Source organism: Flavobacterium sp. SM15, from assembly GCF_022012335.1.
GTDB lineage: Bacteria > Bacteroidota > Bacteroidia > Flavobacteriales > Flavobacteriaceae > Flavobacterium.
Genome location: NZ_JAKLTO010000007.1, coordinates 133,550 through 148,466, shown reverse-complemented (window position 1 = coordinate 148,466; position 14,917 = coordinate 133,550). Strand labels below are relative to the sequence as shown.

Annotated in this window: 13 protein-coding genes; 7 read left to right on the top strand and 6 right to left on the bottom strand. The window is 40.7% G+C overall.

The window, feature by feature from the left end; translation table 11 throughout:
• Positions 1-4: 4 nt before the first annotated feature.
• On the top strand, positions 5-1,822 hold the full coding sequence (locus tag LZZ90_RS12305; RefSeq protein ID WP_237791000.1) for a BatD family protein: 1,818 nt from the start codon (positions 5-7) through the stop codon (positions 1,820-1,822).
• Between the two features lie 11 nt (positions 1,823-1,833).
• Entirely contained in the window at positions 1,834-2,577 is a 744-nt protein-coding gene (locus LZZ90_RS12300; RefSeq protein ID WP_237790999.1) for a tetratricopeptide repeat protein, read from the top strand.
• Between the two features lie 12 nt (positions 2,578-2,589).
• Here the strand turns inward: LZZ90_RS12300 and LZZ90_RS12295 are convergent, their stop codons facing one another.
• A complete protein-coding gene (locus LZZ90_RS12295) occupies positions 2,590-3,108 on the bottom strand; it encodes a CvpA family protein (protein ID WP_237790998.1) in 519 nt (172 codons plus the stop codon).
• A gap of 133 nt (positions 3,109-3,241) precedes the next feature.
• Between LZZ90_RS12295 and LZZ90_RS12290 the strand changes: the two genes are divergently transcribed.
• Positions 3,242-3,598, top strand: a complete 357-nt coding sequence (locus LZZ90_RS12290) for a hypothetical protein (RefSeq protein ID WP_237790997.1) — start codon at positions 3,242-3,244, stop codon at positions 3,596-3,598.
• A gap of 100 nt (positions 3,599-3,698) precedes the next feature.
• Positions 3,699-4,718 (top strand): phenylalanine--tRNA ligase subunit alpha, encoded by a 1,020-nt coding sequence (gene pheS, locus LZZ90_RS12285; RefSeq protein ID WP_237790996.1) that lies wholly within the window; start codon positions 3,699-3,701, stop codon positions 4,716-4,718.
• 33 nt (positions 4,719-4,751) lie between these two features.
• Here the strand turns inward: pheS and LZZ90_RS12280 are convergent, their stop codons facing one another.
• Positions 4,752-5,204, bottom strand: coding sequence for a copper resistance protein NlpE (locus LZZ90_RS12280; protein WP_237790995.1), 453 nt, complete (start codon positions 5,202-5,204; stop codon positions 4,752-4,754).
• Between the two features lie 99 nt (positions 5,205-5,303).
• Between LZZ90_RS12280 and LZZ90_RS12275 the strand changes: the two genes are divergently transcribed.
• On the top strand, positions 5,304-5,711 hold the full coding sequence (locus LZZ90_RS12275; protein ID WP_237790994.1) for a hypothetical protein: 408 nt from the start codon (positions 5,304-5,306) through the stop codon (positions 5,709-5,711).
• On the opposite strand, the gene LZZ90_RS12270 is transcribed toward LZZ90_RS12275, so the two are convergent.
• Both LZZ90_RS12270 and LZZ90_RS12265 read right to left on the bottom strand, forming a co-directional pair.
• A complete protein-coding gene (locus tag LZZ90_RS12270) occupies positions 5,712-6,770 on the bottom strand; it encodes a M48 family metallopeptidase (protein ID WP_237790993.1) in 1,059 nt (352 codons plus the stop codon).
• Positions 6,770-7,729, bottom strand: coding sequence for a YjgN family protein (locus LZZ90_RS12265; RefSeq protein WP_237790992.1), 960 nt, complete (start codon positions 7,727-7,729; stop codon positions 6,770-6,772). The genes LZZ90_RS12270 and LZZ90_RS12265 overlap by 1 nt, the downstream gene beginning before the upstream one ends.
• Positions 7,730-7,932: 203 nt before the next feature.
• Between LZZ90_RS12265 and LZZ90_RS12260 the strand changes: the two genes are divergently transcribed.
• Positions 7,933-10,749 carry a GH92 family glycosyl hydrolase gene (locus LZZ90_RS12260; protein ID WP_237790991.1) on the top strand — a complete coding sequence of 939 codons (2,817 nt, stop codon included), beginning with the start codon at positions 7,933-7,935 and terminating at the stop codon, positions 10,747-10,749.
• A gap of 66 nt (positions 10,750-10,815) precedes the next feature.
• Here LZZ90_RS12260 and LZZ90_RS12255 read toward each other — a convergent pair whose 3' ends face one another.
• Positions 10,816-11,790 (bottom strand): TerC/Alx family metal homeostasis membrane protein, encoded by a 975-nt coding sequence (locus LZZ90_RS12255; RefSeq protein ID WP_237790990.1) that lies wholly within the window; start codon positions 11,788-11,790, stop codon positions 10,816-10,818.
• Between the two features lie 214 nt (positions 11,791-12,004).
• On the bottom strand, positions 12,005-13,000 hold the full coding sequence (locus LZZ90_RS12250) for an NAD(P)H-dependent glycerol-3-phosphate dehydrogenase (RefSeq protein WP_237790989.1): 996 nt from the start codon (positions 12,998-13,000) through the stop codon (positions 12,005-12,007).
• 353 nt (positions 13,001-13,353) lie between these two features.
• Between LZZ90_RS12250 and LZZ90_RS12245 the strand changes: the two genes are divergently transcribed.
• Positions 13,354-14,904: a T9SS type A sorting domain-containing protein gene (locus LZZ90_RS12245; protein WP_237790988.1), complete on the top strand. Its 1,551-nt coding sequence runs from the start codon at positions 13,354-13,356 to the stop codon at positions 14,902-14,904.
• The last annotated feature ends 13 nt before the right edge of the window (positions 14,905-14,917 follow it).

Here is a 14,917-nt window from a genome sequence, read left to right as displayed (position 1 = left end):
GAAGATGAACAAGTATATTTTTCTTTTGCTGTTAGCCGTTCAATCGGTTTTTGCTCAGGTGGAATTTAAAGCTGCTGTGAGTAAAAGCACTATTGGTATTAACGAGCGTTTGCGCATCGATTTTACCATGAACGACGACGGGGATAATTTTGAAGCTCCTTCTTTTGAGGGGTTTAAGGTTTTCGGAGGACCTAATCAATCGGTAAATTATTCGTGGGTTAACGGACGAAAATCGTTCAGCAAATCGTATTCATTCTTTTTGATGCCCACTAAAAAAGGGACTTTTGTAATCAAACCGGCTTCGATAGAAATTGCCGGAAAAATTTATAAGACCAATTCGGTTAAAGTTACTGTGGGCAACGCAGTAACCCAGCCTGAGCCGGAAGAAGAGGAAGATCCTTTTGCGATCATTTTCGGAAATCAGCGCCGTCGTCAACAACAACAGCAACAACAAATGCAATTGCCGCCACAACTCAAAGGAGATGGTATTCATTTGGTGGCCGAAATTTCAAACACAAATCCGTATTTGAACGAACCGATAACTGCGGTGTATAAGCTTTACGTTAGCCCTTATGTAAGTGTGAGCGATTTTCGTGAATCGGCCAGCCCGAAATACAACAACTTCTGGAGTCAGGCGATCGACGTTAAAAACCTGTCGGTACAAATGGGTAAATACAACGGCGAAGACTACCGTTACGTGATTTTACGCAAAACCGTATTGTATCCGCAGAAAGCCGGAAAACTAAACATTGAACCGTTGTCGCTGGACATTAATATGCAAGCCCCTACAGGTCGACGTGATATGTTCGGACGTATGGAATACACCAACGGAACTAAAAAAGTATCTGCCGGAGCAAAATCCATTTTTGTAAAAGCTTTGCCAGAAGCAGGTAAACCTGAAGATTTTACAGGGGCAGTAGGTCATTTCGATTTCAGGGTAAAACCGTCAAAAACGGCCTTAAAATCGGGAGAATCGATGCAGTTGGAAGTAAGTGTAGCCGGAAAAGGAAACATGAAATTGTTCACATTGCCCAAACCAATTGTACCCAACGCTTTGGAGATGTACGATCCGGAGCATAAAGAAAGTGTAACCACGCCGCTTACCGGAACCCAAGGAACCATTTCAGACACCTATACGATTGTGCCGCAATATAAAGGGATTTACGCCATTAAACCGTTGACGTTTTCGTATTTCGATCTGAATTCCAAAACCTATAAAACCATTACCTCACAGGAAATCAAACTTGATGTATTGGAAGGGATAATGCCAACTTCTACGGATCAAACCGCTGCGACCGGCAAACAAACCGTTGCCAAAAGCGATCAGTTTGCGTATGTGAAATCCAACACAGAATTGGAGCCGATCAAGTGTGACGATTTCTTGGGTTCAACCTTGTTTTATACCTTGTTGTTTGTCCCATTCTTAATTATTCCGATAATTGTTTTGGCCAAGAAGAAGAAAGAAGCCTTGGATGGTGATGTGGCCGGAAACAAGATCCGTCAGTCGAACAAACTGGCCAAGAAATTCCTTTCGGAAGCCAGTAAGCAAATGGGGAACAAGGAACCTTTTTACGATGCCATGGAACGCGCACTGCACAATTTCTTAAAAGCAAAACTGCATATCGAAACTTCAGAAATGAGCAAGGAGAACATTCAGGAATTATTGATGTCCAAAAAGGCAGAGTCTCATACGGTTACTGATTTTATGAAGTTGATGGATAGTTGCGAGTTTGCCCGTTACGCGCCGTCCACCAGCGTAGCAATGCAGCAGGATTACGACAGAGCCGTGGGAGTAATTTCCGAGTTGAGCAAGCAGATTTAATTCCGAAGAAAATGAAAAAGTTAGTCTATATATTTTTGTTGCTTTCCGGTGCCGTTTTTGCACAATCGGCTTTCCAGAAAGGGAATGAATTGTACAAAAAAGAGCAGTACGAACAAGCGGCTGTGGTTTACGAAGGAATTTTACAATCGGGTCAGCAATCGGCAGAATTGTACTTTAATTTAGGGAATGCTTATTACAAATTGCACAAGGTAGCACCGGCCGTATACAATTACGAAAAAGCGCTGTTACTGCACCCCGACGATGCCGAAATTCAGACCAATTTGAAATTCGCTCAAAAAATGGCCATCGATGAAATTAAAGTGGTGCCTAAAGTTGGGTTTTCCAAAATGCTTAACGACTTTCTGGATGTTTTCCATTACGATGTTTGGGCAGGAATTGCCACCGGATTTTCTGCTTTGTTTCTGGTGTTTTTTATCGGTTATTACTTTGGAGCCGTTTCCGTTTGGAAGCGTACCTTTTTTGTAGGGATGGTATTGGCTTTGTTGATTGTACTTTTAAGCGTTGGAGCGGCCATTATCGAGCGCAACAACTTCGATACCGAACAACCGGCTATTGTTTTTGCAGAAATTGCTGTCGTTAAAAATGAACCGAAGTCTTCAGCACCAAATGCTTTTGAACTGCACGAGGGAACCAAAGTTTTTGTTTTGGAGTCCCAGGGAGATTGGCAAAAAATCGAGTTAACCGATCAAACCCAGGGCTGGATTAAAAAAAGCGAGATCAAAGAGCTTAAATAGTTTTTTGTTTTCCTATTGTGCTGAAAGTTGTGTTTTTTTTAAATCTTCAAACCAATGGGTTACTACTGGAAGCAGCACTTCGGAAGTTTTTAAAACAGAATTGAATAGCAAAGAGTTTTCCTGAGTTTGTTTGGATACAATCATGTTGTTGAGGTTCACTTTTTGGAACAGACTCAAAATAATTCCAAGCAACAGCACTGTTTTCAAGCCCCCTAAAACGCCGCCGCCTATAGAGTTGAACCAGCCTAAAAATGCAAAATCGGCAATTCCAGTAAAGATTTTGGCTAATAAGTGAATTGCGACCACAACTGCAAGTAGTGTAAAAACAAAAGCGGTCACCTGAACCGTTTTCGGCGACCAGGAAACCGTTGTTTCTAGCATCGATTTAACAACATACGAAAACTTGATTGCCGCATAAATCCCGATGAAAAAAGCAATCAGTGAAGCCACTTCCACAAAAAGGCCGTTTCGCAGGCCCTTGATTAAGCCAAAAACCAGTACGGCCGCTAAAACGATATCGATAAAACTCATAGTTAAGAGGATAGAAACAAGCGCAAAGATAAAAGAAATGCAACAAGTCAGTTTACAACTCCCTATCTTTGCCAATCAATTTTATGAGAGGTGAACTCATAATTCATAATTCATAATTCATAATTTCATAAAAATGTCAAGAGACGAACAATTAAAAACCCGCTGGGACGCAGTGGTCAACATACTTTCCAATCAGTTTGCTGATGGGGAAATCCTGGATTTGGACGCAATCATTTATTTAATCGGTGTGCAGGAATTGGGGCAACTCAACCGAAAATTCAAAAAAGACGAAAAGCTAAACCTGATGCACATTGCCATCTGCCGTTTGCTGGAGCCTTACGGCTATTATGAATTCGATTTTTTCGATGAAGAAGGCTGGCCGCATTATCAGGTAAAAGAACAATTGCCGCCGTTAAAAGCCGGTGAACAGTCCGTTTTGATGAAAGAAGCGATTGTAAACTATTTTTTGGAGAAAGAAATTATTAAATAGTAATCAGACCACAAAAAGCAGGTTTCTGGAATCTAATTTCTGCTTTCTGCAGTCTAACTTCTAACTTTTTACTAAATTTGCATCCAATTACCGCATGACGATGACTGACAAGATTAAAGAATACATTGGTGAAGCACAGGCGTTTACCACCGACAATAAGGATGCGCTAGAAGCATTCCGAATTAAGTTTTTGGGAAGCAAAGGCTTGTTGAAAGACCTTTTTGCCGAGTTCAAAAACGTTCCGAACGACCAGAAAAAAGAATTTGGTCAGGTAATCAATTTGTTGAAAACCACTGCTGAAGATAAAGTAAAAACCATACAGGAGGCCCTTGAAAGTAAAGAAGTGGCTGGCGGGGTTTATGGTGATTTGACGCGTCCGGGCGAACCCTTAGTGATTGGTTCGCGCCATCCTATTTCCATCGTAAAAAACCAGATTGTAGATATTTTTTCAAACATCGGGTTTAATGTATCCGAAGGTCCGGAAATTGAAGACGATTGGCACAACTTTACCGCATTAAACTTACCGGAATACCATCCGGCGCGTGACATGCAGGATACGTTTTTTATTCAAACCAATCCGGATGTATTGTTGCGCACGCACACTTCTTCGGTTCAGGTGCGTTATATGGAAGACAACAAACCGCCAATTCGTACGATTTCACCGGGACGTGTGTTTCGTAATGAGGCAGTTTCTTCGCGTTCCCACTGTATTTTCCATCAGGTGGAAGGCTTGTACATCGATCAGAATGTTTCCTTCGCCGATTTGAAGCAAACCTTGCTTTATTTCACCAAAGAAATGTTCGGAAAGTCGAAAATCCGTTTACGCCCGAGTTATTTTCCGTTCACCGAACCAAGTGCTGAGGTGGATATTTATTGGGGATTGAAAACGGAAACCGATTATCGTATTACCAAAGGAACCGGTTGGTTGGAAATCATGGGTTGTGGTATGGTGGATCCTAACGTTTTGAAAAACTGCGGGATCGATGCCGACAAATACAACGGTTTCGCGTTCGGTATGGGAATCGAGCGTATTGCGATGTTGTTGTATCAAATTGGTGATATTCGAATGTTTTATGAAAACGATGTGCGTTTTCTGGAACAATTCAAGTCCAGTATATAAAACAAAAGCTCCGAATTACGGAGCTTTTTTATTTTAATGGTTTTTGTTCAAAATGTATTTAGCCTTTAACGCGCCTCCAATCTCTTTTTTATCGCGGTCCAGCATCGTTAAACAACCTTCTTTTATTTTGTAACTGGTTGTTTTTCCGGCTTTGTCTAAAGTGATTATACTTCCGGACTGGTCAAAAGTAAAGTTTCCTTTGGTAATTGTTGGTTGTTTTTCCCTATCCTGATACAAAACGGAAAGTTCATAGGTTTTGTCTTTGTTCAGGGTGAGTTTTGTTTCAATTCCCGGGCAATCGGCACAAGGAACCACGCCTTGGTAGGAACCATTCCAATCCAAAGCGTTTTCAGAAGTATGTGAATCGGGAACCGAAGCCGTACTGTCAAGAACTGTTGCGGCGGACTCTGTTTCCGTTTTAACTTCTTTTTTACAACCGGTAAGCACAAAAGAAAGAAATGTCAAAGCTAAAAAAGTCTGTTTCATGATTTTGAAGTTTTACATTGTTAAAGGTTCCGAAGTAAGTCTGAATATAAAATTACGGAATATTTGTAGTAAATTTGCGCACTTTTAATAGACAACGTTATGCAGAAGGATATTAGTATACCAAAAGTGGAAAAGGTGTATGTGGCGGCCGTTCAGGAATGGAACGATGATTTTATGGAAAATGCCTGGTACGCTCATTTAATTAACGACAGCGATGTAAAACTGGAAATGGCTATCGTGGTTTCCCGAGCGTATGGTTTGATTAACGGAGAAGAACGCAAAACCGGAACCTTCCGTCATGCCTTTAAGGAAGTGGAGCCGAATGCTTCAGTGAAAATAGAATTGTTGGAGAACAATGTTCTTCAGTTGAATAACGAGTTTATGGTGACGTTTTTCATTGGGGATAAACTTTACGACAAAACGTATGTTTTCAAAACCAATTCCATTAATGAGCGCGCTTTGGTAGACGTTCCTGTAATGAACAAAAGAGGGGTTTTGGTTAAATAATTATTCCTTAAGTTTTTGAAAAATCACGTTTAGTTTCGGATTCTCAACAACGGTAAAAGGTTTTTCTTTGATGAGATTTTCAATGTTGCGTTTACGCTGTCTGGTTATTGGGTGCGAACTCATCAATTCCGGCATTTCGATGTCGTGATGGCTCTGCAATCGGCTGAAAAGTTGCTGCATTCCCTTTGGGTCTATATGATTTTGTTCCATGATAGTTACCGCGTCGCGATCGGCCTGTGTTTCAAATTTTCGGGAATAGGACAGGTTTTGCAAACTGTGCAGATTTTCCCCAATTACAGCGGTAATTCCGTTCACATCATTGAAAACTGTCGAAATCAATAAATAACCCGAAAGATTACGGCACAACATTTTCATGGAATGACGTTGGTTTACATGGGAAGTTTCGTGACCAATGAGCCCAACCAATTCTTCAGGTTTTTCAAGGAGATTCAACAAACCTGAATACACTACAATATTGCCATCGGGCAGGGCGAAAGCGTTTATAATCTCTGATTCGACAACGGTAAAATGAAGTTTTTTAGTATTGTTGAGTTTAAGCTCTTGGGCAAATTGATTCAGAAGCTTCGTTTTTTCAATATTTACTGAATCGGTTTCAATGTACTGTTCATAAAAAGTTGCTCCGAGAGAATTGTCGTAATCTTCAGGAATAGCAACTACCGCTTTTTCCGCCACCCAAGGAATTCCCCAAAAGTAACCACAGCCAACCAATGCTAAAAATGCTAGGGAAAAAACAACCAATATTGGAAAGTTCAAACTCACAAAGCGTTGGTACCAGCTAATTTGACCGTTTTCTTTTCGGTAAGCGTTTATTTGAGCAATCAGGTTTCGGTCTTCGATCTTAATCTGCTGTAATGGATTTTCTCCAAAAAGCACGTTCAGAGCCGAACCGAATACTTCGATTTTAGCTTCAGTCAGGAGAACTCTTTTTTGAAAAGAAGGTGTGCTGTAAACCAGCACACCTTGACTTTTGTTGAATGAAAGTTCTATAGTTTGTGGGGCGGAAGAAACTCCGTCATAAAAAATAGCGGTAACGGTCATTACATTACAAAATCGATGTCTAACATATCATTAATATCTTCACCGGTAGCGTCTTTGAATTCTTCTTCGGTTTGAGCAATCAGATCCAAATCGATGTTTCCTTCCAGTGTAATGTTTTGCGCAATGAAATTAAAAGTGCGCATTGCCACCCATGCATAGCCAAGACCTAAAGTGAAAACCAAAAGAAGCAGGTTCACCACGATCAAAGCAAAGAAATCCCCGCCGGAAGCCGTAGACTTCATGCGAATGCGCTGTTCGTCTTTTTCCATGTAAAGGTTGTTCACATAAAACTCGAAAATCTCTTTCTGCCACCAAAAGGAGTAGATTCCTAACGTGATTAAAGTAAGGAAATAGCCTTTAAGGTTCAGTAGGAAGAAATCAGCTCCGTCGGCTTTGTATTTGAATTTGATGGATCCCATACGGATGTGGCTCAAAACATAAGTACGGATGTTTACCGTTGCCCAAGCTCCGTAAATTCCTAAGGTAATGATTGTTAAGAAAATGTTTTTGAAGAACAGCTTAATGAATTTATTACGATCGCCACGGTAGCCGAAACGAATCCCTCTCCAGGAAGTTCGGGACATGCGGTAACGGTACGATCCGTGGATGGCGATCGGGATGATGCTGATAATCAATACGTAAAAAAGAAAAATACCAACAAAAGGCATATTCAACCAAATAAATAAAAATAAAACTCCGTACATCGCGGCAAAGATTAAAATAGCTTTGATGAACCCTTTGAACATTTCTTTTCCGGTGCCGTGAAAGGTAAAACGGTCGTTGTTCAGTTCGGTAGCTCCGTAAATGTATTGTAAAACTTTTGCTTTAGCCCAAGGATAATATAATCCTAAAGTAAGCATGGTTAAAATCCAGTTTACTACAATAATTCCAAAAAAGTCGGTTCCTTTTCCTTGAAAATTCAGCTTGTAGTTTTTTTGTTCTGAGTAATTGTGTTCCATAAAATTGGGATAAGGTTAATAAAGCTAATATAAGTATTGTTTTGATCTAATTAGCAGGTTGTAAGAAATATTTTGCTTTATAACAATCTGATTTTGAAATTGATTTGATAAGATGCTTGTTTTTTGGGAAGTAAATCACAAAAAGACAAGGTTATTTTTGCTTCAGATTCGTTACTTTAGGGAAATTTTTCAGCACACTTTTAATGAGAAAAACAGTTTTTTCAATTGCAATGGTCTTGTTTTGTGCCGTTGCATTTTCACAATCCACGAATTATGCACAATACGTGAATCCTTTTGTAGGGACGGGTGGTCACGGTCATACGTTTCCGGGCGCGACGGTTCCTTTCGGAATGGTACAACTTTCACCCGATACTCGAATTGACGGCAGTTGGGACGGTTGCGGCGGCTATCATTATTCCGACAACTTGATTTTTGGGTTTTCCCATACACACCTCAATGGGGTGGGCGTTTCCGATTATGGCGATATTATGCTGATGCCTACCATGGGTGAACCTTCGTTCGACACTAAAAACTATTCATCCACTTTTTCCCATCAGAACGAAAAAGCAATGGCTGGATTTTACAGTGTGAAGTTAGACAAGCACAATATTGATGTTCGGTTAACAGCTTCAACGCGCGTTGGTTTTCACGAGTACACCTTTAATCAAAACGGACAGGCAAACCTCATTTTAGATTTAAACCATCGTGATAAATTGTTGCTGGGGGAAGTACGTGTGGTAGATGCCAAAACCATTGAAATTCTCCGCAGAAGCGAGGCTTGGGCACGCGATCAGTATGTTTTTGCCCGTATTGAATTTAATGTGCCGATGAGCCTCAATAAAACCAAAGTAAACGGAACTACTTCCTCCGGTCTTTATTCTGGTACCGAATTAGCATTAAGTTTTTCCAAAACCGTAAAAAAAGGAGAGAAAATTTTGGTAAAAGTGGCGCTGTCTCCAACGAGTTATGAAGGCGCAAAGCTCAATGCTTCTGAAATTAAACATTGGGATTTTGAAAAAACTAAAAAAGATGCCGAAGCCTTATGGAACAAAGAACTTTCTAAAATTGAAGTAACCAGTACCGATAAAAACAAGCTTGGGATTTTTTACACCGCGCTGTACCACACTATGATGCAGCCCAACATCGCCGAAGATCTAGACGGAAAATACCGCGGCAGGGACAATCAAATCCACCTTGCCGACACCTTCGACTATTACACTGTTTTTTCGCTTTGGGACACTTTTCGAGGAGCGCACCCTTTATATACTTTAATTGATAAAAAACGCACTTCAGATTACATCAACACCTTTATCAAACAGTACGAACAAGCTGGAAGGCTTCCGGTTTGGGAACTGGCTTCCAATGAAACGGATTGTATGATCGGGTATCATTCGGTTTCGGTTATGGCCGATGCGATGGCAAAAGGGATCAAAGGCTTCGATTACGAAAAAGCCTTCGAGGCAGCCAAGCACAGCGCCATGCTGGATCATTTAGGTTTAGATGCCTATAAAAAGAGCGGATTTCTATCGATGGACGACGAGCACGAGAGTGTTTCCAAAACTCTGGAATATGCTTACGACGATTGGTGCATCGCCCAAATGGCTAAAATCCTCAAAAAAAATGAGGATTACGAGTACTTCATGACCCGTTCGCAAAACTGGAAAAACCTTTTTGATCCTCAAACTGGCTTTATGCGTCCTAAGAAAAATGCTGGTTGGGACAAACCTTTTGATCCGCGTGAGGTGAACAACAATTTTACTGAAGGAAATTCGTGGCAGTATTCGTTTTTTGTACCGCAGAACATTATGGACTTAATTGCTGCTCACGGTGGTCAGGATCAGTTTGAAGCAAAACTGGACGAACTATTTACGGCGCCTTCCTCCACTACCGGCCGTGAACAGGCCGATATCACCGGGTTAATCGGTCAGTATGCTCATGGGAACGAGCCAAGTCATCATATGGCGTACCTCTACAATTTTGTGGGCAGACCTGAAAAGACCAAAGAAAAAGTGCATTATATCTTAAATGAATTTTATAAAAACACGCCGGACGGTTTGATTGGTAATGAAGACTGCGGTCAGATGAGCGCCTGGTATGTGTTGAGTTCGATGGGAATTTATGCAATTACTCCGGGACAAGTGGGTTGGAGTACTACCGAACCGTTCTTTGATTTTGTAAAAGTACATTTCGAAAACGGAACCAGCGGGGAGATTCACAGGCAAGGAAATTTGGAAAACCTTGATTTGTTCGGTTTTGTTGAGTTTCACGATAAACCTTTTACTGAAAATTATGGACCGATTGTTCCGGTACCGGTTATTAATGCAGACAGCAAATCGTTTAAAACCAAAATGAATGTTTCGATAACTTCTTGTGATTCTCAGGTAGGAAAACAAAAAGCGGCGGTGTTGTATCGTGTACTGACCAATAATCCTAATGTGTCTTTTATTAAATACGATAAGCCGTTTGAAGTGAGTCAATCCTGTAAAGTTGAAGCCTATATCGACGATTATGGGATGGAAAGTAAAAAAGTAACAGCAGAATTTTATAAAAAACCAAACGATTTCAGTATTGCCATCAAGTCAACCTACACTCCTCAGTACCATGCTGGCGGACCCGAAGGATTAATCGATGGGGTGCTCGGGAACGAAAACTGGCGTAAAGGCGATTGGCAGGGCTATCAATCACAGGATTTTGAAGCGGTAATCGATTTGAAGAAAGAAACGGCTATCAATAGTGTTTCTGCCCGATTTTTACAAGATACCCGCGCCTGGATTTTAATGCCTGCTAAAGTGGAATATTATGTTTCCAAAGACAATAAGAACTTTCAATTGGCCGCAACGGTAAGCAATTCGTTGGAGGCTAAAGACTACGAAACACAAATCAAGAGTTTTGAAGCAAATGTTAAAGCAAGTGGACGTTACCTGAAGGTTAAAGCATACAATTTCGGAAAACTTCCCCAATGGCATCAGGGAGCCGGAGGTGATGCTTATATTTTTGTAGATGAGATTACAGTGAAATAGAGGAGTACTTAAATTTAAAAAGGCGTTAGAAACTCTAACGCCTTTTTACTATTTTGTAGTTTGAAATTATTCTTTTACAGGGAACAACAGTGAAGTAATCACCGAAACCGCCAGTACACTTCCTACGATGGTTAAAGAAACCGGAGACGAAATGTGAAAGAAAGGAGCAATCAGCATTTTTACCCCTATAAAAGCTAAAATAACGGCTAATCCGAACTTTAAACGACTAAACATGTGCATGAAGTTGGCCAAAAGAAAATAAAGCGCCCTAAGCCCTAAAATTGCAAAAATGTTTGAAGTATACAAAATTAGTGGATCGTTAGGCGCAATGGCAAAAATCGCCGGGATACTGTCTACGGCAAAAATCAGGTCGGTAAATTCGATAACGGCTACCACAACTAAAAGTGGAGTTGCCATTTTTACCCCGTTTTGAACCGTAAAGAACTTATCGCCGTCGTAATTTTCACTTACCTTGAAGAATCGATGTACCAATTGAGCACCGGGACTTTTGGTAAAGTCTTTTTCGCCATCGTCTTCTTGGGAAAACCAGGATTTGAAACCGGCAAAAATCAGGAAGAATCCGAAAACTGATAAAATCACGTTTATTTTTACCAGATGCCCAAAAACGTCCATTTCCGGTAAATAAGTAAGGTTAATGAGTTCTACCCCAGTGAAAATAAATATCGCTCGGAACACCAGAGCTCCGATAATACCCCAGAACAATACCTTATGGTGCAGTTCTTTCTGTACGTTGAAAAACCCGAAAACAAGAATGAAAACAAATAGGTTGTCTACCGATAATGCTTTTTCAATCCAATAGGCCGATTGGAATTGTGCAAATTTTTCCACACCCATGTAGTAGTAGATTACTCCACTGAATCCCATAGCCAGTGTGATCCATAAAGTTGACCACATTAAGGCCTCACGGTTACTGATGGCATGATTGTTTTTCTTGAAAACGCCCAAGTCCAGTAGGAGCATGGCAAGAATGACGATAGTAAAAGCAGTTAAAATTCCCGGGTGATTGATTAGGTTATCCATTTTGGCTTTTTAAATTTATTTTGGCTAAGGTAAAAGTTATTTTTTTCTCCAAGGGAAAGGCTGGAAGCCCTTATGTTTATTAGGGTTGACAAAAATCTTGTCTTAACTGTTTTTTAATACAAAGCCCCGCAATACTTTTGTTTACAGGGCTTTGCGGTTATTTTGTAATTATTTTTTCTCGAAACGCATCAATTTCCAAAAAAATCAAATTTTTTTAATCGAGTTTTTCCGTCAGTTTTTTAAAGACTTTTTTAGGCTCTTTTCCTTCGTATAGAATATCGTAAACGGCATCAATTATTGGTGTTTTTGCCTTGTATTCCTCGTTAAGTTTGTGTGCGCTTTTTGTGGCGTAATAGCCTTCTGCCACCATACTCATCTCCATTTGTGCCGATTTAACGGTGTAACCCTTTCCAATCATGTTTCCAAACATTCGGTTTCGCGAGAAAATGGAATATCCGGTAACCAACAAATCCCCCAAGTAGGCCGAATCGTTTATGTTGCGCTTCATTTTATGAACTTTCTTGATGTACTTTTTCATCTCACGAATGGCGTTGCTCATCAATAGTGCCTGGAAATTATCGCCATAACCCAAACCGTGTGCAATTCCGGCAGCAATGGAATAGATATTTTTTAGCATGGCCGCATATTCCGTACCGATAATATCGTCGGAGATTTTGGTTTTGATGTAGTGGCTGTTGAGGTTTTTGGCCATCACTTTGGCTTTTTGGTCGTCTCCGCAGGCAATGGTAAGGTAAGATAAACGTTCCAGGGCCACTTCTTCAGCATGACAAGGTCCGGTAATCACTCCAATGTTGTCGTAGGGAATGTCGTAAGTTTTGTGAAAGTGCTCTCCAACGATAAGGCTCGTTTCCGGGACAATTCCTTTAATAGCCGAAAAAATCACTTTGCCTTCCAAACTAACGGTTAGTTTTTGCAACTCATCGTTTAAAAACGCAGAGGGAATTGCGAAAATTACGTAGTCTGCATAAGCAACCGCTTCGTTGATGTCGCTGGTAAGTTTTAGTTTTTTGTTGTCGAACTCCACCGAACTAAGGTAATTCGGATTATGTTTGTTGATTTTTATGTGCTCAATTGCGTAAGTGTTGCGCATGTACCAAGCGATTTCCGGAAGGTTAACGCAAAGCATTTTTGCAATGGCAGTTGCCCAGCTTCCGCCACCAATTACTGCAAACTTAGGAGTGTCACTCATCTTAATTTTTAAATTTGGAACCTCAAAAGTACTTAAAATTGCTGAAAGTGTAAAAAGCAATGTCTTTTAATCGATTAATGAAACGCTCCTGGGGTCAAATGTTCCCCTTTTGGAAACTTTAACATTAGATTATGATTTTAACAAACAATGAATTTTGAGACCTTCCGTTATTATCAACAACAGTAAAGATCTGAACGTTTCTAAACTAGGGAACTTCAGTTTTAATTACAATAGTTTGAGTTAGGTTAGGATTAGTTAATATTTTTTGTTTTTGGTGAGAAAGGCGCTCTGTGAAAATTTCTGGAGCGCCTTTCATTTTTTTAACTTACTTTTGCACAGCCATTTACAAAACAATGCGAACAATTCTTGTTTTTTGCCTTTTTTGGGCTTCTTATTTTTCTCTTTACGGACAGGCGCCCGAGATTGCCTATCCCAGCCTTGTTGTTTATACAGAAAACCAACCCATAATCCCTTTACAGGTTGCCAATACCGGAGGAGCAGTTCCGGAAAAACCTGTGGTTTCTACTTTCGCAGGCTCAGGTCTGACGGGTGCGGCTGATGGTACAGCTTTTGAAGCTTCGTTTAATTTACCAACAGTGGTAACACCGGATCATTCGGGTAACTTAATTGTTGTGGATCGGATGAACCATAAAATTCGAAAAATAGCGGCCGATGGGACGGTAACCACTATTGCAGGGACAGGTGCTTATGGTTCTGTTGACGGACCAGCCGATACGGCAACATTTCGTTATCCCGACGGAGCCGTGGTAGATTCTCACGGCAATATTTTTATTACCGACCAAGGCAACAGTAAGATTAGGAAGATTACCCCCGAGGGTATGGTAAGTACTTTTGCAGGTACCGGGGTTGGTGGTTTTCAGGATGGAGATGCGGCAAATGCTCAATTTTATTATCCGGCCGCGATGGACATTGATAGCAATGATGTTATTTATATTGCGGATTGGTACAACAATAAAATTAGAAAAATCACGCCCGAAGGAATTGTATCCACACTTGCAGGATCTGTCTCTGGTTTTGCAGATGGAGAGGCGGCTTTAGCGCAATTTAACGGACCAACTGGTCTGTGTGTGGATGACTCAGGAAATGTTTATGTGGCCGATTATGCAAACCATCGCATTCGTAAAATTGATACTTTTGGTGTGGTGACTACTTTGGCGGGTTCCGGAACGGCCGGCTCGGAAGAAGGTCAAGGTACTTCAGCTTCGTTTTATCATCCGGCGGTTGTGACAATCGATAAAGCCAGCCAGACGCTTTATGTAACCGATCAGTATAATAATAAAATCAGAAAAATATCACCTTCCGGATTGGTAAGCAGCTATGCAGGAAGCGGAGCTGTTGGAGCCGTAGACGGTTTGGCAGATACTTCCTCTTTTAATAACGAAACCGGCATTTGCATCGTCGATTCTAAAACGCTGTTCATCTGTGATTATGGGAACAATAAAATCCGTAAAATATCCAGTTACTCCTTTACGGTTACCCCTGAATTGCCTTTAGGATTGGTTTTGAATCCGGCTTCAGGTGAAATTACCGGAACGCCAATTGTTGTTTCTCCTCCAACCAATTATACGATTACCGCTGAAAATCAATACGGAAGCAGTACGGCAGTTGTTTCCATCGAAGTACAAGCGGTTATGGGATTGTCTGAATTTGGTTTGCAATCACTTAGGATTTACCCAAATCCTGTTAAACACCAATTTTCGGTAACTAGCAAAGAAAAGGTTTTGGCTTTGAGTATCCGTAACTCTTTTGGTCAGGAAATTAAAAGGGTTAAAGGGGATTTTGCAGCTAAGCCCATCGATGTTTCAGATTGTCCTTCAGGAGTTTATTTCTGTAGGATTACTACCGATAACGGAACACAGGAAATAAAACTACTCAAACAATAAAAAACGCTCCGAA

Excerpts from the sequence above, each read along its gene's own strand:
- LZZ90_RS12305 (WP_237791000.1), top strand. The coding sequence starts at position 5 with ATGAACAAGTATATTTTTCTTTTGCTGTTAGCCGTTCAATCGGTTTTT.
- LZZ90_RS12300 (WP_237790999.1), top strand. The coding sequence starts at position 1,834 with ATGAAAAAGTTAGTCTATATATTTTTGTTGCTTTCCGGTGCCGTTTTT.
- LZZ90_RS12295 (WP_237790998.1), bottom strand. The coding sequence starts at position 3,108 with ATGAGTTTTATCGATATCGTTTTAGCGGCCGTACTGGTTTTTGGCTTA.
- LZZ90_RS12290 (WP_237790997.1), top strand. The coding sequence starts at position 3,242 with ATGTCAAGAGACGAACAATTAAAAACCCGCTGGGACGCAGTGGTCAAC.
- pheS (WP_237790996.1), top strand. The coding sequence starts at position 3,699 with ATGACTGACAAGATTAAAGAATACATTGGTGAAGCACAGGCGTTTACC.
- LZZ90_RS12280 (WP_237790995.1), bottom strand. The coding sequence starts at position 5,204 with ATGAAACAGACTTTTTTAGCTTTGACATTTCTTTCTTTTGTGCTTACC.
- LZZ90_RS12275 (WP_237790994.1), top strand. The coding sequence starts at position 5,304 with ATGCAGAAGGATATTAGTATACCAAAAGTGGAAAAGGTGTATGTGGCG.
- LZZ90_RS12270 (WP_237790993.1), bottom strand. The coding sequence starts at position 6,770 with ATGACCGTTACCGCTATTTTTTATGACGGAGTTTCTTCCGCCCCACAA.
- LZZ90_RS12265 (WP_237790992.1), bottom strand. The coding sequence starts at position 7,729 with ATGGAACACAATTACTCAGAACAAAAAAACTACAAGCTGAATTTTCAA.
- LZZ90_RS12260 (WP_237790991.1), top strand. The coding sequence starts at position 7,933 with ATGAGAAAAACAGTTTTTTCAATTGCAATGGTCTTGTTTTGTGCCGTT.
- LZZ90_RS12255 (WP_237790990.1), bottom strand. The coding sequence starts at position 11,790 with ATGGATAACCTAATCAATCACCCGGGAATTTTAACTGCTTTTACTATC.
- LZZ90_RS12250 (WP_237790989.1), bottom strand. The coding sequence starts at position 13,000 with ATGAGTGACACTCCTAAGTTTGCAGTAATTGGTGGCGGAAGCTGGGCA.
- LZZ90_RS12245 (WP_237790988.1), top strand. The coding sequence starts at position 13,354 with ATGCGAACAATTCTTGTTTTTTGCCTTTTTTGGGCTTCTTATTTTTCT.